Annotated in this window: 20 protein-coding genes, 1 tRNA gene and 1 pseudogene; 15 read left to right on the top strand and 7 right to left on the bottom strand. The window is 60.2% G+C overall.

Features of this window, described 5'->3' with window-relative positions; all coding sequences use genetic code 11:
• The first annotated feature begins 175 nt into the window (after positions 1 to 175).
• From QIW53_RS06155 to QIW53_RS06135, 5 genes are all read left to right on the top strand, one after another.
• Positions 176 to 409 (top strand): hypothetical protein, encoded by a 234-nt coding sequence (locus QIW53_RS06155; protein ID WP_371048753.1) that lies wholly within the window; start codon positions 176 to 178, stop codon positions 407 to 409.
• A gap of 204 nt (positions 410 to 613) precedes the next feature.
• Positions 614 to 958 carry a ribonuclease E inhibitor RraB gene (locus QIW53_RS06150; protein WP_192301951.1) on the top strand — a complete coding sequence of 115 codons (345 nt, stop codon included), beginning with the start codon at positions 614 to 616 and terminating at the stop codon, positions 956 to 958.
• Between the two features lie 400 nt (positions 959 to 1,358).
• Positions 1,359 to 2,768 (top strand): circularly permuted type 2 ATP-grasp protein, encoded by a 1,410-nt coding sequence (locus tag QIW53_RS06145; protein WP_371048752.1) that lies wholly within the window; start codon positions 1,359 to 1,361, stop codon positions 2,766 to 2,768.
• Between the two features lie 12 nt (positions 2,769 to 2,780).
• A complete protein-coding gene (locus tag QIW53_RS06140; RefSeq protein WP_371048751.1) occupies positions 2,781 to 3,731 on the top strand; it encodes an alpha-E domain-containing protein in 951 nt (316 codons plus the stop codon).
• Positions 3,728 to 4,537: a transglutaminase family protein gene (locus QIW53_RS06135; RefSeq protein ID WP_371048750.1), complete on the top strand. Its 810-nt coding sequence runs from the start codon at positions 3,728 to 3,730 to the stop codon at positions 4,535 to 4,537. Before QIW53_RS06140 ends, QIW53_RS06135 begins: the two co-directional genes overlap by 4 nt.
• 61 nt (positions 4,538 to 4,598) lie before the next feature.
• Here the strand turns inward: QIW53_RS06135 and QIW53_RS06130 are convergent.
• A pseudogene (locus QIW53_RS06130) lies at positions 4,599 to 5,421 on the bottom strand (c-type cytochrome).
• A 107-nt stretch (positions 5,422 to 5,528) separates the two neighbouring features.
• Positions 5,529 to 5,741 (bottom strand): hypothetical protein, encoded by a 213-nt coding sequence (locus tag QIW53_RS06125; protein WP_192302887.1) that lies wholly within the window; start codon positions 5,739 to 5,741, stop codon positions 5,529 to 5,531.
• A 270-nt stretch (positions 5,742 to 6,011) separates the two neighbouring features.
• Here QIW53_RS06125 and QIW53_RS06120 point away from each other — a divergent pair, with 270 nt between their 5' ends.
• From QIW53_RS06120 to QIW53_RS06110, 3 genes are all read left to right on the top strand, one after another.
• On the top strand, positions 6,012 to 7,217 hold the full coding sequence (locus QIW53_RS06120; RefSeq protein ID WP_371048749.1) for an acetyl-CoA C-acetyltransferase: 1,206 nt from the start codon (positions 6,012 to 6,014) through the stop codon (positions 7,215 to 7,217).
• Positions 7,218 to 7,238: 21 nt separating this feature from the next.
• On the top strand, positions 7,239 to 9,383 hold the full coding sequence (locus QIW53_RS06115; protein WP_371048748.1) for a 3-hydroxyacyl-CoA dehydrogenase NAD-binding domain-containing protein: 2,145 nt from the start codon (positions 7,239 to 7,241) through the stop codon (positions 9,381 to 9,383).
• A gap of 94 nt (positions 9,384 to 9,477) precedes the next feature.
• Positions 9,478 to 10,200: an amidotransferase gene (locus QIW53_RS06110; protein ID WP_371048747.1), complete on the top strand. Its 723-nt coding sequence runs from the start codon at positions 9,478 to 9,480 to the stop codon at positions 10,198 to 10,200.
• Between the two features lie 77 nt (positions 10,201 to 10,277).
• Here QIW53_RS06110 and QIW53_RS06105 read toward each other — a convergent pair whose 3' ends face one another.
• From QIW53_RS06105 to QIW53_RS06095, 3 genes are all read right to left on the bottom strand, one after another.
• Entirely contained in the window at positions 10,278 to 11,249 is a 972-nt protein-coding gene (locus tag QIW53_RS06105) for a magnesium and cobalt transport protein CorA (protein WP_371048746.1), read from the bottom strand.
• 137 nt (positions 11,250 to 11,386) lie between these two features.
• Positions 11,387 to 12,109, bottom strand: coding sequence for a lysophospholipid acyltransferase family protein (locus tag QIW53_RS06100; RefSeq protein ID WP_371048745.1), 723 nt, complete (start codon positions 12,107 to 12,109; stop codon positions 11,387 to 11,389).
• A gap of 242 nt (positions 12,110 to 12,351) precedes the next feature.
• On the bottom strand, positions 12,352 to 13,041 hold the full coding sequence (locus QIW53_RS06095; protein ID WP_371048744.1) for a crotonase/enoyl-CoA hydratase family protein: 690 nt from the start codon (positions 13,039 to 13,041) through the stop codon (positions 12,352 to 12,354).
• A gap of 308 nt (positions 13,042 to 13,349) precedes the next feature.
• Here QIW53_RS06095 and QIW53_RS06090 point away from each other — a divergent pair.
• The 6 genes from QIW53_RS06090 to QIW53_RS06065 all read left to right on the top strand — a co-directional run bounded on the left by QIW53_RS06090 (position 13,350) and on the right by QIW53_RS06065 (position 15,550).
• Positions 13,350 to 13,439 (top strand) — tRNA-Ser (locus QIW53_RS06090).
• Positions 13,440 to 13,644: 205 nt separating this feature from the next.
• Positions 13,645 to 13,965 (top strand): YbjQ family protein, encoded by a 321-nt coding sequence (locus tag QIW53_RS06085; protein ID WP_192301940.1) that lies wholly within the window; start codon positions 13,645 to 13,647, stop codon positions 13,963 to 13,965.
• Between the two features lie 178 nt (positions 13,966 to 14,143).
• Positions 14,144 to 14,359 (top strand): hypothetical protein, encoded by a 216-nt coding sequence (locus QIW53_RS06080; protein ID WP_371048743.1) that lies wholly within the window; start codon positions 14,144 to 14,146, stop codon positions 14,357 to 14,359.
• 286 nt (positions 14,360 to 14,645) lie between these two features.
• A complete protein-coding gene (locus QIW53_RS06075; RefSeq protein WP_192301938.1) occupies positions 14,646 to 15,017 on the top strand; it encodes a bacteriocin in 372 nt (123 codons plus the stop codon).
• A gap of 118 nt (positions 15,018 to 15,135) precedes the next feature.
• Positions 15,136 to 15,318 carry a hypothetical protein gene (locus QIW53_RS06070; RefSeq protein ID WP_371048742.1) on the top strand — a complete coding sequence of 61 codons (183 nt, stop codon included), beginning with the start codon at positions 15,136 to 15,138 and terminating at the stop codon, positions 15,316 to 15,318.
• Positions 15,319 to 15,376: 58 nt separating this feature from the next.
• On the top strand, positions 15,377 to 15,550 hold the full coding sequence (locus tag QIW53_RS06065) for a hypothetical protein (protein WP_371048741.1): 174 nt from the start codon (positions 15,377 to 15,379) through the stop codon (positions 15,548 to 15,550).
• A 118-nt stretch (positions 15,551 to 15,668) separates the two neighbouring features.
• Here the strand turns inward: QIW53_RS06065 and QIW53_RS06060 are convergent, their stop codons facing one another.
• Together QIW53_RS06060 and QIW53_RS06055 are read right to left on the bottom strand one after the other, a co-directional pair.
• Complete coding sequence (locus QIW53_RS06060) at positions 15,669 to 16,064, bottom strand: hypothetical protein (RefSeq protein ID WP_371048740.1); 396 nt, start codon at positions 16,062 to 16,064, stop codon at positions 15,669 to 15,671.
• Positions 16,061 to 20,917 carry an RHS repeat-associated core domain-containing protein gene (locus QIW53_RS06055; RefSeq protein ID WP_371048739.1) on the bottom strand — a complete coding sequence of 1,619 codons (4,857 nt, stop codon included), beginning with the start codon at positions 20,915 to 20,917 and terminating at the stop codon, positions 16,061 to 16,063. Before QIW53_RS06055 ends, QIW53_RS06060 begins: the two co-directional genes overlap by 4 nt.
• A gap of 260 nt (positions 20,918 to 21,177) precedes the next feature.
• Between QIW53_RS06055 and QIW53_RS06050 the strand changes: the two genes are divergently transcribed.
• A complete protein-coding gene (locus QIW53_RS06050) occupies positions 21,178 to 21,873 on the top strand; it encodes an HAD-IA family hydrolase (RefSeq protein ID WP_371048738.1) in 696 nt (231 codons plus the stop codon).
• The last annotated feature ends 56 nt before the right edge of the window (positions 21,874 to 21,929 follow it).

The raw sequence follows: 21,929 nt of genomic DNA, 5'->3' as shown, positions 1-21,929 counted from the left end.
TGCTCGCGAATACGATATGTCAGCCGACCATTTCGTTAACTGACACACCGCCTTCGCGAGCAAGCCCGCTCCCATTTTTTTTGTGTTGTCGTGCCGTAATCCGTGTGAACGATCATCCAGAGCACCAGTCCAGATACATGTGAACCCACATGCGGGTTTGTTCGAGGAGGCTTTGATGCAAAAGTGGAAAGTCACTTTCGTGGATGATCACGGCGAAACAGTTGATGAAACCTTTGAGTGCAGCGAATGCCCGGATAACGAGCAAGCCGCCAAGCTCATCAAGGCCCGGCTCCTGCCCGTCGCCGCCGAGCTGGATCTGAACGATCTGGAAGGGCGAACGGCGGATGCGAGCGTAAAAGATCTCAAGACCCAGAACAGCATACAAATCCTCGGCATCACTCCCGTCTGATACACCTCCAGGCACACCTGTGTCACAACCAGACCTTGGCAGCGCCGCTGACAAAGGGCTAATCTGCAAGCGAGATCAGCGAATGGATCGCTAAGGTCTGGTCTTGTCAGCTACATGCTTGTTTCCCATCGCAGTGCTCGCGTTTTCAGGATGCGGGCGTCGGGAGTACGGAAAGTCTATCCATCGGTTTGAGGAGGACGTTTCATGAGCACAGAAGCCTATCAAGAAGACATCAGCAGCTCGGTGCTGCGCCGCATGAAAGAAGGCGGTTTCGATTTTTCACGGTTCCATCCCATCGAGTTCTACGCCATTTTCCCGGACGAGGAGCGGGCACGCAGGGCAGCAGGGCATTACTGTGGTGAGTCCTTGAATGCACAGGTCAGCGCCCGGGACGACGGTGCCTGGTCCCTGGAACTGAGCAAGGTGATGTACGCCACCTATGACGGTATCGGCGACTTTGAGCAGGATTTCGAGGCGGTGGTCGAGCCGCTGGGCGGCATTATCGAAGGATGGGGCGTCAAGCAGGAGGTGCGGGGGCGACTCGCCTAGCCTCATGAACGGCAAACACAGCACTGACGGCTGACCTGCGGGTTGGCCGTTTTGGTTTTTGCGTAACGCTCCACCGCGCTGGAAAAACCCTGAAACAACAATGCCGAACAAAAAAAAGCCGCCTGGGCAGGCGGCTAAAAGGGAAGTTCGGTGAGCATTTGCAGCGAATGCGTGGATTATCCGTACCGACGGCCAGGCAGTGAAATCAACTCTGGCTATGCTGCTGATAGACGACAGCATTGCTTTGCAATGAAGCGGGGATCATCAGGTTGGGGCATTTGGCGCACAGGAATGGTGCGGCACAGGCGCGGCAGTTTTCCAACCGATTGATATGAAAGCGTTTATGCCGATGGCACGGGCCTTGCGAAGGCCTGTCAGTCCGGGTGACAAGGAGTACGGCATGATCCGCACCTATTACGATGAGATGTACGATGCCGGCGGCCAGGTCCGCCCGCATTACCGGGAATTTGCCCGTTGGCTGGCTGAAACGCCCGACGAGCTGCTGGCTCAACGGCGACGCGAGGCCGATCTGCTGTTTCATCGCGCCGGGATTACCTTCACGCTCTATGGGGACGAGCAGGGCACCGAGCGCCTGATACCCTTCGACACCATCCCGCGCAGCATTCCGGCCAGCGAATGGCGGATTGTCGAGCGTGGCTGCATCCAGCGGGTCAAGGCGTTGAACATGTTCCTCGCCGACCTGTATCACGAGCAACGCATCATCAGGGCCGGCATCATTCCGGCCGAACAGGTGCTGGCCAACGAGCAGTACCAGTTGGCGATGCAAGGCCTGGATCTGCACCGCGACATCTACTCGCATATTTCCGGGGTCGACCTGGTCCGTGATGGCGACGGCACCTACTACGTGCTCGAAGACAACCTGCGCACCCCGAGCGGCGTGAGCTACATGCTCGAAGACCGCAAGATGATGATGCGGTTGTTCCCCGAGTTGTTCTCGACCCAGCGCATTGCGCCGATCGACCACTATCCGAACCTGTTGCTCGACACCCTGAAAAGCTCCAGCCCGATCGATAACCCGAGCGTGGTGGTGCTGACGCCGGGCCGCTTCAACAGTGCCTTTTTCGAGCACGCGTTTCTGGCGCGGGAAATGGGCGTTGAGCTGGTGGAGGGTGCGGACCTGTTCGTGCGTGATGACAAGGTGTTCATGCGCACCACAGACGGGCCCAAGGCCGTCGATGTGATCTACCGTCGCCTCGACGACGCGTTCCTCGATCCACTGGCGTTCAACCCGGATTCGATGCTCGGGGTTCCCGGGCTGCTGTCGTCCTACCGGTCGGGCAACGTGGTGCTGGCGAACGCCATCGGCACCGGGGTGGCGGATGACAAGTCGGTGTATCCGTTCGTCACCGACATGATCCGTTTTTACCTGGATGAAGAACCGATCCTGAAGAACGTTCCTACCTACCAGTGCCGTAATCCATCCGAATTGTCCCACGTGCTGGCCCACCTTCCGGACCTGGTGGTCAAGGAAACCCAGGGCTCCGGCGGTTACGGAATGCTGGTGGGGCCGGCGGCGACGGCGGCGGAGATCGAGTCGTTCCGCGCCCGCATCAAGGCCAAGCCCCACGCGTACATCGCGCAACCGACGTTGTCCCTGTCGACCTGTCCGACCTTTGTCGAAAACGGCATCGCCCCGCGCCATATCGACCTGCGTCCGTTTGTATTGTCTGGCCGCGAAACCCGGGTTGTGCCCGGCGGTCTGACCCGTGTTGCCTTGCGCGAAGGCTCCCTGGTGGTGAACTCCTCCCAGGGCGGCGGAACCAAGGACACCTGGGTGGTCGAGGATTGAAGGAAGCCTGCCATGCTAAGTAGAACTGCCTCGGATTTGTATTGGATGTCGCGTTACCTGGAGCGGGCGGAAAACCTCGCCCGGATGCTCGACATCAGTTATTCGCTGTCGTTGATGCCGCAGGATGGCCGCGGCGATGGCCTGCATGAACTGGCCATGCCGCTGTTGATCACCGGCACCCTGGACGACTACCTCGAGCGTCACGGCGCGTTGCATGCCGAACGCCTGCTGCATTTTTTCGCGCTGGACGCGGCCAACCCGGCGAGCATCTACAGTTGCCTCGGCGCAGCGCGGGCCAGCGCCCATGCGGTACGTGGGCGAATCACCGCTGACATGTGGGAAAACATCAACGCCACCTGGCTGGAAATTCGCGGCATCGCCGAACAGGGCTTGAGTCGCTACGGCATGAGCCGTTTCTGCGAGTGGATCAAGGAACGCTCGCACCTGTTTCGCGGCGCATCCTACGGCACGATCATGCGCAACGACGCCTTCCGCTTCATTCGCCTGGGCACCTTCATCGAGCGCGCCGACAACACGTTGCGCCTGCTCGACGCCCGCTACGAGATGGCCGGCGACCAGGCCGAAGCGGTCAGTGACGGCACGGCCCATGCGTATTACCAGTGGAGCGCACTGCTGCGGGCACTGTCGTCGTTCGAGGCCTACACCGAGATCTACCGCGATGCGCCCGGCGCCCGGCACGTCGCCGAATTGCTGTTGCTGCGCGTCGACGTGCCGCGCTCCCTGCGCGCCTGCACCGAGGAAATCGATCAGATCCTCGCGCAACTGCCGGGCGCCAACGGCCGTCCGGCGCAGCGCCTGGCCGCAGAAATGGACGCCCGCCTGCGCTACACCGGCATCAACGAAATCCTCGACGAAGGCCTGCACGCCTGGCTGACCGAGTTCATCCCGCTGGTGCGCCAGTTGGGCAATGCCATACACAGTTCCTACCTGGAGGCTGCATGAGACTTTCCATTAGCCACGAGACCACCTATCACTACGAAGATCAGGTGCGGGCCAGCATCCAGTACCTGCGACTGACCCCCCACGACAGCGAACGCCAGCATGTGCTCAGTTGGCAGCTCGACCTGCCGCGTCCGGTGCGTGCGCAGCTCGATCCGTTCGGCAACATCCTGCACGTGTTGACCATGGACGAGCCGCACGAAGCGATCATCATCGGCGCCCGTGGCCAGGTCGACATCGACGAGTTGCGCGAAGCCGAGCACGAAAGCCAGTCGGCGCTGCCCTTCCTGCGCTTCACGCGCCTGACCGAAGCCGACGAGGCATTGCGCGCGTTCGCCGAAAAGACCTGCAAAACCCGGCGGGATCGTACGGCGCTGATCGACCTGATGCATGGCCTGAATTCACACATGACCTACACGCCGGGTTCTACCGAAGTGGATACCAGTGCGGCCCAGGCGTTCGCCGGGCGTTCCGGGGTGTGCCAGGACCACACCCACGCATTCCTGGCCTGTGCCCGTAGCCTGGGAGTGCCGTCGCGCTACGTGTCCGGCTATCTCTACAGCGAGAACTCCGAGCACCTGGCCAGCCACGCCTGGGCGGAAGCCTGGCTGGATGACGCCTGGTACAGCTTCGACGTAACCAACCAACTGGCGCGACCGGAGCGCCATCTGAAGCTGGCGGTGGGCCTGGATTACCTGGACGCCTGCCCGGTACGCGGAATGCGTCGGGGCGGCGGCTGTGAGCAGATGCATGCCAAGGTGCTGGTGTCGCCGACGCCGGTGCCGGTCATTTCCGTCCAGCAGCAATAACCGCCAACATCTCTCGAACCCTGTGAGAGCGGGCAAGCCCGCTTTCACAGGGCAAAGCGATTCAGGGCGTGACCTTGCGCCCCGCCATGTGCTGCAAATACCCCACCAGACTCTCCAGCTCCGCGTCCGGCAACACCGACGGGGCGAACCCCGGCATCTTCGCCTGTGGCCACTGGCGCAAACTCTGTGGATCACGGATGTACCGTTTGAGGAAGTCCGCGCCGAAATACTCGGTCGGATTGAACGGGATATTCAGGTCCGGCCCAAACTGAGCATCGCCCGCGCCATTGAGGCGATGGCACGCCAGACAGTTCTTCTGAAAGAGGGCGAAGCCCTGGTTCACCGGGTCGTCCGCTTTCAGCGCCGGATCGGGCAACAGCGCCGGGAAACGCTCGGCCACCGGCGCCAGGCGCTTGATCGCGGCCACCTGAAACGGCCACTGCTCCGGGCTGATGTTGCCGGCCTGCGGATTGGTCCAGACCAGGTAAAACGGTCCTGCACTCGGCTTGCCGGACGACAGCGCCGGCCAGGGTTTGGCAGGCTCCTCGATGGCCAGCCAGGCCCGCGCACCCTTGGCATTGAGCAACGGCGCGGCCGCCAGTTCGGCGGCATAGCCATCCAGCGCCACGGCCTGAAGGTGATCGCCCGGCTGGATGCCCGTCAGCAAAGCTGCCAGGGGCACGGCGCGATAGCTCATGTCTTTTTTATAGGCAACGTCGTTGTTTATCGTGATGGTCTGGGCCTGAGGATGCTTGAGCAAGTCCTCGGTCTGCCAGGTGCGGCTGTTCGCGCCCAGCTCCAGGTTCAGCTGTGCGGCATACAGGGGCGAGCCAAGCAGCAAGGCCCCGAGCAGAATGAGCATTTTCAAAATGATCGCCGTCCATGTCGTGGAAGTGCCGCAAAGGTTGGCACAGCCATGCAGGCCCGGGTAGCGGGCCCGTCACATTTTTAACGAGGCGATGAAAATGGGTGGCGCCGTACTTCTACAGATTCAGCCAATCACCTTGGTCAGGTTCGGCACAATCAACAACAGCGTAGTGGCAAAGAGAATGAGCCCGGCTTGACGTACTTTCGAATGTTTGAACATGGCTTGACCGCCTTTTTTGTTATTTCCTGATGCCTGCCTGCATTTCTCCATGACGGCAGAGCGTTGCACTTCCTGTACGGCGAGCGCTCGGCAAAACCCGACGACAACTTCGCACATGTTCACCTTAGGGCCCGCGTCGGCCGTGGCTTAGATCCATTTCATATGAAAGCCTCATAAAAAGCTATAAAAATGGCATGAGGCCTATTGCCAGCTTCTTTGCCGGCCTTTTGCTAGACAGCTCGGTGTACTGAAGCGGTTAATCCGATAGCACACTACCGTCCGTCTGAGCGCGTGCGTCAACGTCTGTGAGCATTGCGGTCATTGAATCGGCGGTGACTCGGCATAAGGTGGAGGCTCGGTATTTTCATCGCCAGGTTCGAGGACGTCATGACCCAAGCTCTGATTTTCGATGCGTTACGTACGCCCCGCGGCAAAGGCAAGGCCGATGGCGCGTTGCACAGTGTCAAACCGGTCAACCTGGTGGCAGGGTTGCTCAGCGCGCTGCAGCAGCGCACCGCGCTGGACACCCGCCAGGTCGACGACGTGGTGCTGGGCTGCGTGACGCCGGTGGGCGATCAGGGTGCCGACATCGCCAAGACCGCGGCCCAGGTGGCCGACTGGGACGTCAGCGTGGCGGGGGTGCAGATCAACCGCTTCTGCGCGTCGGGGCTGGAGGCGGTCAACCTCGGGGCGATGAAAGTGCGTTCCGGCTTCGAAGAACTGGTGGTGGTGGGCGGCGTCGAGTCGATGTCCCGGGTGCCGATGGGCAGTGACGGTGGCGCGTGGGCGCTGGACCCGGAAACCAACCTGCACAGTCACTTCACACCGCAAGGGGTGGGCGCCGACCTGATCGCGACCCTGGAAGGCTTCAGTCGCGAGGATGTCGATGCCTACGCGTTGCATTCGCAGCAGAAAGCTGCACGGGCCCGGGCCGAGGGTGCGTTCGGCAAATCGCTGGTGCCGGTACGGGACCAGAACGGCATTCTCCTGCTCGACCATGACGAGTTCATCCGCGCCGACTCCACCCTCGACGGCCTGGGCAAGCTCAAGCCCAGTTTCGAGATGATGGGGCAAATGGGTTTCGACGCCACGGCGCTACGGGTCTACAGCCACGTCGAGCGGATCAACCACGTGCACACGCCGGGCAACAGTTCCGGGATCGTCGACGGTGCGGCGCTGATGTTGATCGGCTCCGAAGCCAAGGGCCGCGAGCTGGGCCTGCAGCCGCGGGCGCGGATCGTCGCCACGGCGGTCACCAGCACCGACCCGACCATCATGCTCACCGGCCCCGCGCCGGCGACGCGCAAGGCACTGGCCAAGGCCGGGCTGCGGGTCGAAGACATCGATCTGTTCGAGGTCAACGAGGCGTTTGCCTCGGTCGTGCTGAAGTTTATCAAGGACATGGCCATCGACCCGGACAAGGTCAACGTCAACGGCGGCTCCATTGCCATGGGCCATCCGCTGGGCGCCACCGGTTGCGCGATCCTCGGCACCTTGCTCGACGAACTGGAAGCCCGACGCCTGCGCTTTGGCCTGGCGACCCTGTGTGTCGGCGGCGGCATGGGCATTGCCACCATTATCGAACGCCTTTGAGCCTTTCAAGGAAGCCTCTTCATGACTGAAGCCATTCGTTACGAACAAGGCCAGGACCGAGTCGTCGTCCTGACCATCGACATGCCGGGCCAGAGCGCCAATACCATGAACGCGGTCTACCGCGAGGCCATGGCCGCGTGCGTCGCGCGCCTGGTCGCCGAGAAAGACCAGATCGCCGGCGTCATCATCACCTCGGCCAAGAAAACCTTTTTCGCCGGCGGCGACCTGAACGAACTGGTCAAGGTCGGCAAACCGCAAGCCAAAGCCTTCTACGACATGGTGCTGACGCTCAAGAGCCAGTTGCGCACCCTGGAAACCCTTGGCAAGCCGGTGGTCGCCGCGATCAACGGCGCCGCGCTGGGAGGCGGCTGGGAAATCTGCCTGGCCTGCCATCACCGGGTGGCGCTGGACCATGCTTCGGTGCAGCTCGGCTTGCCGGAAGTCACCCTGGGCTTGCTGCCGGGTGGCGGTGGGGTCGTGCGCATGGTGCGCATGCTGGGCCTGGAAAAGGCCTTGCCGTATCTGCTCGAGGGCAAGAAGGTGCGCCCGCAGCAAGCCTTGCAGGCCGGCCTGATCGATGAGCTGGCCGCCGATCGCGATGAATTGCTGGCCAAGGCCCGGGCCTGGATCCTGGCGCATCCCGTGGTGACGCAGCCGTGGGATGTGAAGGGCTATCAGATTCCGGGCGGTACGCCTTCGAACCCCAAGGTCGCGCAGATGCTGGCCATTGCGCCGTCGATCCTGCGCGCCAAAACCCAGGGCTGCCTGCCTGCGCCGGAGAAGATTCTGTGTGCGGCAGTGGAGGGCGCGCAGGTGGATTTCGACACGGCGCATCTGATCGAAACCCGCTACTTCACGGAACTGACCACCGGCCAGGTCTCGAAGAACCTGATCGGCACCTTCTGGTTCCAACTCAATGAAATCAACGCTGGCGGCTCGCGTCCCCAAGGGTTCGCACCTTACGTGACGCGTCGCGTCGGTGTACTGGGCGCGGGGATGATGGGGGCCGGCATTGCCTACGTCAGCGCCTGTGCCGGTATCGAGGTGGTACTCAAGGACGTCGACACGGCGGCGGCCGAGAAGGGCAAGGCACATTCGGCGGCGTTGCTGGACAAGAAGGTTGCCCGTGGCCACATGACGCCCGGGCAGCGCGAGTCGATTCTGGCGCGCATCCATCCTACCGACAGCGATGCCGATCTGGCCGGTTGCGACCTGATCATCGAAGCCGTGTTCGAAGACCGCGAGCTCAAGGCCAGGGTGTCATCTGCCGCGCAGCGGGTCGTCGGTGTGGACGCGGTGATCGCGTCCAACACCTCGACCTTGCCGATCACCGGCCTGGCCAGGGCAGTGCCGGACCCCGGTAAATTCATCGGCCTGCACTTCTTCAGCCCCGTGGACAAGATGCCCTTGGTGGAAATCATCAAGGGCGAGCACACCCGTGATGAAACCCTGGCTCGCGGTTTCGATTTCGTGCTGCAAATCAAAAAAACGCCGATCGTGGTCAACGACAGTCGCGGTTTCTTCACTTCCCGGGTGTTTGGCACCTTCACCAACGAAGGCATTGCCATGCTCGGGGAGGGCGTGAGTGCGCCCATGATCGAGACCGAGGCGCGCAAGGCCGGTATGCCGGTCGGGCCGCTGGCCATTTCCGATGAGGTATCGCTGAGCCTGATGAGCCATATTCGCCAGCAAACGGCCAGCGACCTGCACGCGGAGGGTAAACCGTTGGTCGAGCACCCGGCGTTCGCCGTGATCGACCTGATGCTCAACGAATACAAACGCGCAGGCCGGGCCGTTGGCGGTGGTTTCTACGAGTACCCGGCCGCTGGCCAGAAGCATTTATGGCCGGCGTTGAAAACCCGGTTCGAGAAGGCCGACGGGCAGATATCGCCGCAGGATGTCAGAGATCGCCTGCTGTTCGTGCAAGCCATCGAGACCGTGCGTTGCGTGGAAGAGGGCGTCCTGACCTCGACGGCAGACGCCAACGTTGGCTCGATCTTCGGTATCGGGTTTGCGGCCTGGACCGGTGGGGCGCTGCAGTTCATCAACCAGTACGGCGTGAAGGACTTCGTCGCCCGCGCGCAGTACCTGGCCGAGCAGTACGGCGAACGGTTCGCACCGCCGGCCCTGCTGCTGGAAAAAGCCGCCAGGGAGGAGGCGTTCTAAGGGACCGATGACGCACGCCGGGCTTGCCTTGATACCGGGTTTCGAGGCAGGCTCTGGGGTGTGCATTATTCCCATCACGTGTCAGGTATTTTTCATGTCGTTACGCATCTGCATTCTGGAAACCGACATCCTGCGTCCGGAACTGGTCGATCAATATCAGGGTTACGGGCAGATGTTCCAGCGCCTGTTTTCGCAACAGCCCATCGCCGCCGAGTTCACCGTCTTCAACGTGATGCAGGGCGATTATCCGCGTGATGACGAGACCTTCGATGCCTACCTCGTCACCGGCAGCAAGGCCGATTCCTTCGGCACCGATCCTTGGATTCAAACCCTCAAGGCCTATCTGCTGACCCGCTACGAGCGCGGCGACAAGCTGCTCGGCGTGTGCTTCGGTCATCAGTTGCTGGCGTTGCTGCTGGGCGGCAAGAGCGAGCGCGCCACCCAAGGCTGGGGCGTTGGCACGCACAACTACAAACTGGCGGCCAAGGCGCCGTGGATGAGCCCGGTGCGTGAAGAGCTGACCTTGCTGATCAGCCACCAGGACCAGGTGACCACGCTGCCGGAAAACGCCACGGTGATCGCCTCCAGCGATTTCTGTCCGTTCGCCGCCTACCACATCAATGACCAGGTGCTGTGCTTCCAGGGCCACCCGGAATTCATTCACGATTATTCGCGGGCCTTGCTGGATATTCGTCAGGAAGCGCTGGGTGAACAGATCTACTCGAAGGGCATCAACAGCCTGGAGCAGGAGCATCATGGCACGACCGTTGCGGAATGGATGATGCGGTTCGTCGCGCACAAACCCGAAACGGTCTGAACCATTGCCAGCAGGTTCGCTGCCTTATCCGATTTGGGATAAGGCAGCGAGCCCGCGCACGATCGTTGTGACAGACGCTACAACCACCCCGATTTCTTGAAACTGCCCCACAGCGCCGTACATCCGACGCCGATAAACCCCAGCACCGCGAAATACCCGTAGTGCCAGGTCAGTTCCGGCATGTTCTGGAAGTTCATCCCGTAGATACCGGCGACCGCCGTCGGGAACGCCAGGATCGCCGCCCATGCGGCAAACTTGCGCTGTACCACGCTTTGCCGTGAGGCCTCCAGCAGCACCCCGACTTCAATGGTCTGGCTGGCGATCTCCGCGAGGGTCGTCAGGTCTTCCATTTGCCGCGTCACATGGATCTGCACGTCGCGAAAATACGGACGCATGTTCTTGTCGATGAACGGAAAGCTGAGTTTCTGCAACTCCTCGCTGATCTCCACCATCGGCGCCGCGTAACGGCGCAAGCGCACGACGTCGCGGCGCAGGCCATGCAATCTCTGGATGTCGTGCTCATTCAGGGCGCTGCACAACACGTTGCGTTCCAGCTCGTCGATTTCGGCATGAATGGCTTCGCCCACTGGCTGGTAGTTCTCGATCACGAAGTCGAGGAGGGCATAGAGAACGAAATCTTCCCCATGCTCGAGCAGCAGCGGACGCGCCTCACAACGTTGTCGGACATGGGCGTAGGACGCGGAGTGACCATTGCGTGCGGTGATGATGTAGCCGTTGCCGGCGAAAATATGCGTCTCGATGAACTGCAGATTGCCGTCATGGCGGATCGGCGAGTACGTGACGATAAACAGCGCATCGCCGAAGGTTTCCAGTTTCGGTCGGCTGTGTTTTTCCAGGGCATCTTCGATGGCCAGTTCGTGCAGGTTGAACTGGCGTTGCAGGTTGGCCAGCTCCTGCGCGTCGGGCTCTTCGAGGCCGATCCAGACGAAGTGACCGGGCTTGGCCGCCCAGGCAGCGCCTTCGTCGAGGGCAATATTGGTGACTTTCTTACCGGCGCTGTAAACCGCAGCAGCAACAACTCGACCCATGATTCACGTTCACTTCTGGTTGGCAGATGGCAGGCAATCTTCAGCTTAGCCTTGTCTGTTGCTTGAGAGTCAGTGAAATCTGCAGAGTTCGCGGCAAATCCTGGGCAAAAGAAAACCCGCACTGGGCGGGTTTCCTGTCACGCGGCTTGCAGTTGCCGATCCATCGAGGCGATGCACTCACGCATCTGTTCACGGCACTGGTCGATCAGCATTGGCATGTCATCCAGGCTCAGGCCGGCAGTTGGAATCGCCGGCAGCGAGCGGATCAGAATTTTCCCACTGCGCCAGCGGTTCAGTCGCATGTGCTTGACGTAAGTGCTGACACACACCGGGACAATCGGTACACCGGCGGCGATGGCCATCTGGAACGCGCCTTTCTTGAACGGCAACAGCTCTTCGCCGAGATTGCGCGTACCTTCCGGAAATACCCAGATCGAAGTGTCCTCATGCTGCAGGGTGTGGGTCGTGGTCAGCATTGACCGGCGCGCCTTGTGCGCATTGCCCCGGTCAATCAGAACGTTGCCCGCCAGCCAGAACAGCTGGCCGAACAGCGGCACCCACTTCAGGCTTTTCTTGCCGATGCACACCGTGCGGCGCGGCACCACGTTGCCGAACACGAAAAGATCGTAGTTGGATTGATGGTTGGCGACGATCACACAACTTCGCGGCTTGTCCATCAGCGGGCCGACGTCTGCCTTGACCCGCAGACGCAAGATGCACATCGCCGGCCAGGCATACAGGCGGGCGCAGAGGCGGCTGTTGTCCGGATTGAATGGCCGGCACAGTCCAAGGATCACCCCCAGGATGCCCGCCAGAATAAAGTGCAGTCCCATCAACAACATACGAAACACAAACAGCATTTTCAGGCCCCACCGGGACAAAAGGTGGCGCAGTGTACGGATGTGCACTGTTTTCGGCAATTGCCGGTAACAGGCCGGAGATAGGCGATGTTTAAGTAAAAGTTTCCGACTGGTTGGTCAGACTTGTTCTAGAGCGGTCGTAGGGCTTTTCTACAAAACACACATGAAAAGCCCCACGCTAGCGTGGGAGCGAGCCTGCTCGCGATGGACCTGGACACAGGCTCCCGGATGAACCGACTGGATTAAACCAGATGCTCCTGATCCTGGATGATCGCGTTATCCAGCGTGTCCAGCAGCGCCTTGCGCACTTTCAGCTTGGTGTTCTTGTGCGCACTCATGTTGATCTTCTTCAACTGGCGAGCCGCCGCCAACGCCGCGCCTTGCAGCTCTTCGGCGGCCACCACCACATCGAGGAAACCGGCATCCACGGCGCTTTGCGGAGTGAACATCTCACCATTGATCACCGAACGATGGAACGCCGACTTGCGCAGACGATCACGGGCCAGCTCGATACCGGCATGGTGCATGGTCATGCCGATCTGCACTTCGTTCAGCCCGATGCTGAACGGGCCATCGACGCCAATGCGGTAATCGGCCGACAGCAACAGGAATGCACCCTTGGCGACCGCGTGCCCAGGGCAGGCGACGATCACCGGGAACGGGTGCGACAACAGGCGCCGGGCCAGGGTGGAACCGGCCGTTACCAGCGAGATGGCTTCCTTCGGCCCGGAGGTCATTACCTTCAAGTCATACCCACCCGACAAAATCCCCGGCGTACCGGTAATGATCACCACGGCGCGATCGATCACCGCCTGATCCAGCGCCGTATTGAACGCGGCAATCACGTCCGGCGAAATGGCATTGACCTTGCCGTTGTTCAAGGTCAGGGTCGCGATACCGTCTTCGAGGTGGTAGGAAATCAACTCACTCATGACGCTATTCCTTGTATGAAAGTTGAGGCAGACGTTACCCACCGCCGTAGGCGAGGTAAAGCGCCGTGACTGACTCACCGGTCACCGTTTCCCCCTGCGCCAAGCCAGCGCCGTCCCGCCCACCGTGCGCTCTATTCCCGGGCGAAGAGGGACGCGGAGCCAGAGATTGGCGGGTTTGCCATGTCCGGGAAGCTGCGGAACGTCTGAATCGCTAACCACATGAAAATTCTGCAAAAAAAAATTGCCATCGGAAAAGCTTTCGACTACATTAGCGCGCCTCGACAGACAGAACATGTTTGAAGAGATACGGTGAAGTGTCCGAGTGGCTTAAGGAGCACGCCTGGAAAGTGTGTATACAAGAAATTGTATCGAGAGTTCGAATCTCTCCTTCACCGCCAAATTCGATGTAACCAGAACCCCTGATTTCGAAAGAAGTCAGGGGTTTTGTGGTTTCTGGCGTCTGCTTTTGTTGAGGCGGCGTGCCCAGCCGAAAGGGCCCTTCTGAATAGGATGCAGGAAGCGAACGGAATCGAAATATTCGAGCAGCTGTGTATAACATTGTCCCGCTCGCCTTGAATGCCAGGGCCATGAAAAGGAAATCCCATGATCGTCACCACCACCCATGCCATCGAAGGTCGACAAATCACCGCCTACCTGGATGTTGTGAGCGCCGAGTCGGTGCAGGGAGTCAACGTTATTCGCGATATGTTCGCCGGGATGCGCGACTTTTTTGGTGGTCGCTCACAGACATTGGAACGCGCATTGAAAGAAGCGCGTATGCAGGCGACTGACGAGATCAAGGATCGGGCGCGGGCGCTGCAGGCTGACGCCGTGGTAGGGCTCGATTACGAGATCAGCATGCCGGCCGGGAAGGGTGGAATGGTGGTGGTGTTTGTCACCGGGACGGCCGTCAAGCTGAGGTGATGGTCTCCGGGGTCAGCGTTCAGGTTTGCAGGACGCGGAATAATCCATTCGTCGGGCGTCAGCATGTCTGAACGGAAAGTCCATAAATGACCAGCTAGTCTCAACGGTTTGGTGGTCGATATGTTTCAGGCAAACAGGGCTTGCCGGTGTCGACCCCATTTTTGAGAGGGGTGAAAAAATGGCTGAGCCGTATATCGAGGACGACGGGGCAGAGTTTCCCATCAATAACTGTGTGCAATGCGGCCAAACCGAATATGGGGTGGCTTTTGGTGACGATGAGGCCACGCTCGGCAAGATGAAGGCCAGTGGGCCCCAGGGGCCGAAGGCGAAATTCCTGCCCAAGGTGGCGGCTCCCGCCAAGCGGGAGCAGATCATCCATGGACCCCGTCATTGATCCGGGATCGAGGGATGACGTGCTGGCTTGTTTGTCGACGTTTATCTGTACCGTTTCTTTTCACAAACTTTTCACAAGGTCTTACGTAGGCTGAACTCATCCGTTAGAAAGCAGCACCTGGCCCGTCTCCCCAGCGGGCTTTTTTTTGCCTGTCATAAAACCTTTTCCGAAAACGCTGTCCAACCGTCGCCGATGCTGAGGTTGCGTCCGTGCGTCTGGACTTTCTCGCCGCTAAAGCATTCAATCTCGACCCTTTTTGATTTCCCCTATTTTTGAGGTTCTTGTCATGCGTTTAACTCTGCCGGCTCTGGTTCTGGGGCTTCTGGTTGCTCAAGGTGCAATGGCTGCTGGCGACGGCACCGCCGCGCTGGGTGGTGGCCTGGGCGGCGCGCTGGGTAATGTCGTCGGCCAGAGCATGGGCGGCAGCACCGGCGCAGCGATTGGCGCCGGCGTCGCGGGCGCGGCAGGCAGTGCCGTGGCAGCACGCAAAGGCAGCCGCACCAAAGCGGCCATCGGCGGCGGTGTGGGTGCCGCAGGCGGCTCCGTGATCGGCAACAGCCTGGGCGGCAAGACCGGCTCCACCATCGGCGCAGGCCTGGGCGGCGCCATTGGCGGCGGCGTAGGCAGCAACCTGGGCAAGGGCCACAAGCGTCACTGATTCAGAACCCTTTGAAAAAGCCCGGCACGATGCCGGGCTTTTTCATTTCCACGAATCGGAACGTTTGGCGCCTGGCTACCTCTCATTTCATATACACCTGATTTATGGGAGATCTGCCATGACACCGGAAACCGAGGGCAAGGAAGAGAAAGGCCCAAGCGGCCTGCCGTTTATCAATGATCCGGACAATGAAGATCCGGGGTCGCTGATGGATGATGCGACCGTGCCGCTCAATGATGCTGATGATGCGGGGGATGTAGGGCTGACAGAGTTGGAAGATGAGGATGATGAGTACGAGTGACGATGGGCCGATTTGAGCCCTGATCGAAGTCAGGTATTCCAGGCCCTGAGAGGTGCTTATGAACGCTGATCCGAATGACAAGGACATCGACGAAACACCCGAATACCCGTTGCCTTCGCCGACGGACTCTCTGCGTCGTGATCAACGGCCTCCGGATGATGAGGATAATGTGCGAGAAAAGGACAAGCGTAAGACACACAAAATCTATGAGGAGAGTGGCCGGGAAAACTGAGAGCATAAGGTTTACGGATGGGGGACAGTTGATTTTCGGTAAGGATTTACTCTGCAAGATTTTCAGTGCCCGCTTGATCGGGCACGTCGTATTCTGAAGAAACAACATTTTAGTAGCTTCATTCTTTTTCTGATTTTATCCATTGCATAAAGTACGCACGTTGCGCCTCCGGATCATTTGTCAGGTTCTCATCGTCATATTCAAAAATGTAAACAACATCATCAAATGACGGCTTTTTGCCCATTGTCAGTTCATAGGCTTTCAAGCCGTTAGTCATCTGCGATGACATGCTGGAAGGGTGCACGTTGAGCTTTGATCCTTTGCAAAGGAATTTGACGTCAGGATTGTCCTTTCGGATTTTTCCGAAGCATTTGTAGAAATCGATATCTTTATACGTTTTATTGAAATTTTCACCCATGACTAGATCGATAGAAGCAGGATTGCTCTCGCAAAAAAGTCGTGCCGGTTGTTTTACACCGTCAATGCTGACAGTTAATTCAATTTCGTTTCTCATTTTTCGATTTTCCTGTTTGGGTTAGGGATCGAGTATCCGAACTCTCTTCCGTTTTCAAGGATCAATGTTGCTCCGAGGATATCTTCCTTCTTTATTCGTTTGGGTATGGCTATTTCCTTTTCATTGTCGAATTCATAGAGAGGTCCCAGTTCTTTTTTCAGGTCGTGGCCTGGGATTTTTCGAAGTGTGTAGAGGTAACCGATTTTTGTGCCATAGCTGGTCGCAAAGTTTTTTCCTGATTCTCTCGATGTCGAGGTACTGACGAAGTTGCTTGGCGGATGGCTGCTATCGATAGAGTGAAGCAGCAAATCGTTGCTTTTACCTTTGCCCTTGAAGCCTTTCTCGAAGATTTCGCTGGGGTCTTTTTCATCTCCGCGGTAGAGATAATCGTCTTCTCCTTTCGGTTTGGGCAGTGCGGGCTCTTGTTTGGCAATTGGAAGCTCCGTACCAGCCTTGACCCCGCATTTCCCCTTCCCCGGACACTCATTCAACCCCAACGGATCAACCCACCCCGTCGGGTTCCTCGTATACCGATAGGCATTCAACCCGCCGGCCAGCTTGCTCGGGTCCGGCGTCAGGTAGCGTCCGATGTCGGGCTGGTAGTAGCGATGCCGGTTGTAGTGCAGCCCGGTTTCCGGGTCGAAGTATTGGCCCTGAAACCTCAGCGGCTGGTCGAGGACCTGGTGGGTGTCCCGGTTGAGGCGGGTGAGGCGGCCGTATGCGGTGTAGCGGGCGGCCCAGACGATGTCGCCGCTGTAGTCGGTGAGTTCCTGGGGGGTGCCGAGGTGGTCGAGTTGGTAGTAAAACGGGCACGCGTCGCGTGGGCCTTTGCCGTCGAGCAGGGCCAGGGGGCGGAATGTGCCCGGTTCGTATACGTAGCTGCGGTAGTGGTCGCGGCTGCTTTCGGCGACGAGGTGGTCACCTTTCCAGAAAAACTCGGTGGTCTTGCTGTCGACGGTCTTGCTGATCCGGCGGCCAAATGCATCGTAGCGATAGGTGGCCTGGCTACCGTTGGGCAGTGTGGCGCCAATGAGCCGATGCTGGCAGTCGTACTGGTACTCGGTGACGAGCTTTTGCCCGGTGCCACGGCGTTCGCGGACAAGATTGCCGAAGGCGTCGTAGTCGTAGTGGCGGTCACCCTGCATCAACAGGCGATTGCCCGCGATTTTTGCCACGCCCGGGCGGTCCTGCATGATCAGGCTGCCAGCCGGGTCGTGGACGAAGCTTTCCGGTTGCTGGTCGCGGGAGTGGCGGACCCCGATCAGACGATCGAGCGCGTCGTAGCGATAGCTGCGCAGACCGTGACGGCTATCGTGAATGCCGTCGAGATTGCCATTGGCGGTGTAGTTGTAATCGCGGCGATACAGCGATTGCTGCTGTTTCACGGCGTGGGCTATCAGGCGGCCCTGGTCGTCGAACTGGTACTCGCTGAGCAACAGGCCCTGTCGGCGGGACTGTTCGCGGTCGGCGAGGAAGGTGTGGGTGGTCAGGCGCGAGCCATTTAGGTCAATGGCCGTCAGTGTGCCGCCACGGGCATGGTGGTAGTCCAGCTGACTGCCGTCGGGCAGGCGCAGGCGATTGAGTTGTCCACAGGCATCGTAGCCATACCGCAAGGTGCCCCAACCCTGGTGCTCGGTGACGAGCCGGTCCTGCTGGTCATACTCGAATTCCAGCGGATGATCGTGTCCGTCATCGACGCTGACCAGCCGGCCCAGGCTGTCATAGCGGTACTCGACCTTGACGCCATCCGGCAGCGTCTTGACCAGCAGTCGCCCGGTGGAGTCGCGCTGATATGTGGTGACGAGTGTGGTGTCGTTGTCACCGAACTCGGTTTTCTCCAGCAGGTGACCGTTGAGGTCATAGGCATACGCCGTGCGGCGGCCATCGAATCCGGTTTCCTGACGGATCAATCCGCCCGGTGTGTAGTCCAGTCGATACTGTTCCCCGGATTCATTTTCGATTTCCGTGAGCAACAGCCGCGCGTTGTCGTAGCGATAACGCAGCTGGCTGCCGTCGGGGTTGATCCGCCGGCTGATCAGGTGCAGGTCGTCGAGGTATTCGTAGCGCGTGACGCGCCCCAGCTCATCGCGTTCGGCGGTGACCTTGCCGTAGGCGTTGTAGCTGAAAGCGCGACTGGCACCTGTGGGCAAGGTCGTCTGCAGCAGTTGTCCACTGGCATCCCATGTGTAATGGGTGATAGCCCCATGTTCATTCTTCCGGGTCGTTCGTCGGCCCAACGGGTCGTAGGAATAACTGCGCTGGCCACCGTTTGGCAGCGTCTCCTCGATCAACTGCCCCAGGGCATTGCGCACGTAGGTGTGCCGGCTGTCATCCGGAAATCGCGTCGACAGCAGACGACCCTTTGCGTCGTAGTAATGGCAGGTGACATGCCCGTTGGGATCGGTTGCCTGGGTGACATCGCCCTGGGCATTGCGTTGGTACGTCCACCGCGCTTTGCCGTGGGTTCGTGCGTGCAGGAAGCCGTTACGGTACTCGTAGGAAGTCGGCTCACCTTCGGGTGGAATCAGGGCGACCAGCCGCCCCATCTCGTCATGGCTGTATCGGGTGATCGCCCCCAGCGGGTTCCGCTCGGCGACCAACCGGCCCTGGTCGTCATAGCTCTTGAGGTGTTCCGCGCCGTCCGGCTCGATGCGCCGTACCAGCCGTGCCTGATGATCGTGCCGGTAAAACGCTTCGCTGCCGTCGATGCTCCTGACCTGCACGCCACCTTTGTCATCCCAGGCATAGCGCGTGTCCATTTGCGCGAACGACGCCCAGTGCCGAATGCAGCGCACCGCCTTGCCGGACTTTTCCCACTCCCAGAAAAAACTGGCACCGCCCGCCAGTTGCCGTTGCAGGATGACGTGCTGGTCGTCGTAGTCGTAGCGCTCGCTTTCGCCGAGGGCATTGGTCGCTTCGATCAGGCGATGACAAGCGTCGTAGCGGTAGACGACCAGGGTCTGCTCGGTGCGCCAGGCGTGCTCCTGGGTGTCGGCGGGGTGAAAGCTCTGGTACTCGACGGCCGCGAGGTGGCGGCGTTCATAGCGCAAGCGCAGTGAACGCCCGGCGCCATTGTCCAGGCGCATGATCCTGTCGGATCTGTCGCGTTGCACCGTCAGCCGATTGCCGTAGGCATCGCTGATGGCTGTCAGGTGACCTGTCTTGAAGTGGTAGAAACGTGGGGTATCGCCCGCCAGGGAAAGCACCAGTTCCTCCGGCGCATCCCCCAGATAAATCGCCGCCCGCGACAGACTGTTGTGAATGACCGGTCGCGTTCGATCCGGCAGCGGGAAAGGAATGCGGCGGTTTTCGTGATCGATCCAGATGACCTTGCCGGCCTCGATTTCCAGGCGATGCGCCAGGGAATGGCTCCAGCCAAATCCGAGACCGCTGTCGAGCTCCACGGCGCTGGTGCGGTACACCCGGGTGAATTCGAACGACAGCAATCCATCCAGCGCGCCATCGGTCAGGGTCAACAGTTCTTCGCCGGTCACCATCGACACCGGGCAGCCGTTGGTCAGGGTGTTGTCTGCAGACTCGACAGCGTCGCCCTTCGGGTTGGTCGCCGGGGCGGGGGCGTCGTCGCGGTGTTCCTGGCGACTCAGGCGCGTGCGGGCTTCGGACTTGTTCCGCGCGATCGCCAGCGGGTTGTTGACCTGCAGTGGCGCGGATGCGGGCGTGGTGATGTGCAGCGCCACTGCCGGTGCCGGTTTGAGCGGCGCGTTGCGGGCATTGACCATCAGCGGTTTGAGTGCGCTGGCGTGCGCAGCCAGCCCGGCGCGATCCGTCAGGCCGCTCAGGCGCAGGCTTGCCGCCGCCAGCCATCGGCGGGCGCGTTCGGACTTGATCTGGCCCAGTACCCTGGCACTTACCCCGACCGTCAGGCCCGCAGGCCCGGTGAGGCAGGCCAGCAGGAAGCCGATCAGTACCTGGGTGCGAACTTCCGCCACGACTTCGGCGGCGTACTGCGGCGGCAGCAGGCGCAGCCAGGTGGTGAAGGCCGCGAGATGAATGAACATCAGCGGCTCGTCGCTGAGCAACAGCAGCAGGTTGGCGATGGCTTCGCTCGAAGCATCGAGCAGCGCGTGGAGCTCGGCTTCGGTCAGGTATTGCAGGAGTTTTTCGCTGTTGGCCTGCAGGTCGGCCATCAGGGCAAACACCTGCTTCACGTCATCCCACAAACCGTGCAACGCGTTTTCGAGGCCACGCCAGTCCGCCTGTTGCAGCAGGCCATAACGCTCGGTGAAGGCCGCTTCGGAAAAACCGGCCCACAACCCTTGGAACTCGGTGGTCCATTCGTCGCGTAACCAATGCTCGAGGTGGTCGACCACGCCTTGATAAGAGGTGTAAAGGGTTTTGACGTGAGCGCTGGATACGTTGGGAAAGAAGGTGATGCGATAACGCTGGCCACGCCAGCAATCGGGGATTTCGAGAATGCCGCTGGGGCCGATGGTCTTGTGGATCGGCTTGCCAAAGCTCGGTTCGCCGCTGCCTTGCGCCAGCAGGGGTTCGAGCATGACCGGCGTGTCGCCGATCGGCACAAAACGCGCGGCTTCGAACATGTGTACCAGGGTCAGGGGACCGCTGGCCGGGCAGGTGGCCAATGTCGAGCTGGCCGGGGCAAGGGAGTCCGCTGGTGCACTCAGGCGCACATCGTTGCCGACCTTGAACACCTGCTCGACGTCCAGCGCCCAACCCGTCCAGAAGTTTTCTGCCCAGGCGTCGTAATCGTTGAGACAAAGACGGAAATCTCCGATCAATGCTTCGACGTCGGGTTGCTCGGGATCCATGGCGGCAACCACGAGCAGACCGATGGCGTTGTTCAAGGCCAGGACCTTGTCGGGTTTGAACATTCGCAGTCCCTCGCGCGGATCGATTTGGATCGCGAGACTGTGCGGGGGATCAAAAGGGAAAGAAGTCGGGAAAAGCGGTGTTTGGTGTAGGCCGAATCGCTAAATCGCGAGCCAGCCCATGGAGGCGGATTTTTGCGCCGCGCAAGGATTGGCCGTTGCCCCTGGCCGGGTGCGCTCGTTATGCTGCTGAAACCTTTAATCCAATCGCGAACCGGTTGTGCCCGGGCCGGTCAGGCGTGATTGAAAACGGATCAGATGCGATGAATGCACCACTGAAAGAGCTCGGCCCGATCAAGGCCGTGATTTTCGACATGGACGGCTTGCTGCTGGACACCGAGGGCATTTACACCGAGGTCACGTCCATGATTGCCGGGCGTTACGGCCGTACCTTCGATTGGAGACATAAACAGAACATCATCGGTCGGGGGGCGGGCGATCTGGCGCGGTATGTGGTCGAGGCGCTGCAATTGCCGATCAGCGCCGAGGAGTTCCTGGAGATTCGCGAACCGCTGATGCGCGAACGTTTCCCGACCGCGCTGGCCATGCCCGGCGCCGAGGAACTGGTCCGGCACCTGAAGGCCAACCGGATTCCGATCGCGGTGGGTACCAGCTCTTCGCGTCAATCGTTCGGGCAGAAAACCACGCTGCACCGAGATTGGTTTGCGCTGTTCGACTTCATTGTGACGGCCGATGATCCGGAGGTCGGCGCGGCCAAACCGGCGCCGGATATCTTCCTCACGGCGGCGCGGCGCCTGGGTGTGGAGCCTGAGGATTGCCTGGTGTTCGAGGATTCGCCGTTCGGTGTCACGGCGGCGAAAGCGGCGGGGATGACCGCGATTGCGATTCCCGATACGGCGATGGCAGACGAAAAATACGCCCACGCTGATGGCATTCTTCGTACGCTGAAAGCCTTCACGCCCGGTGCCTATGGATTGCCGGCACTCGATTGGGCATAGACCCTGTGGGAGCGGGCTTGCTCGCGAAAGCGTCGTGCCAGACACAATAATTGTTG

The sequence above is a fragment of the Pseudomonas fluorescens genome (genome assembly GCF_041354075.1).
In the GTDB taxonomy this organism is placed as follows: domain Bacteria; phylum Pseudomonadota; class Gammaproteobacteria; order Pseudomonadales; family Pseudomonadaceae; genus Aquipseudomonas; species Aquipseudomonas fluorescens_CE.
Note: the sequence above shows the minus strand (reverse complement) of the source record. Positions and strands in the feature narration are given on the sequence as shown.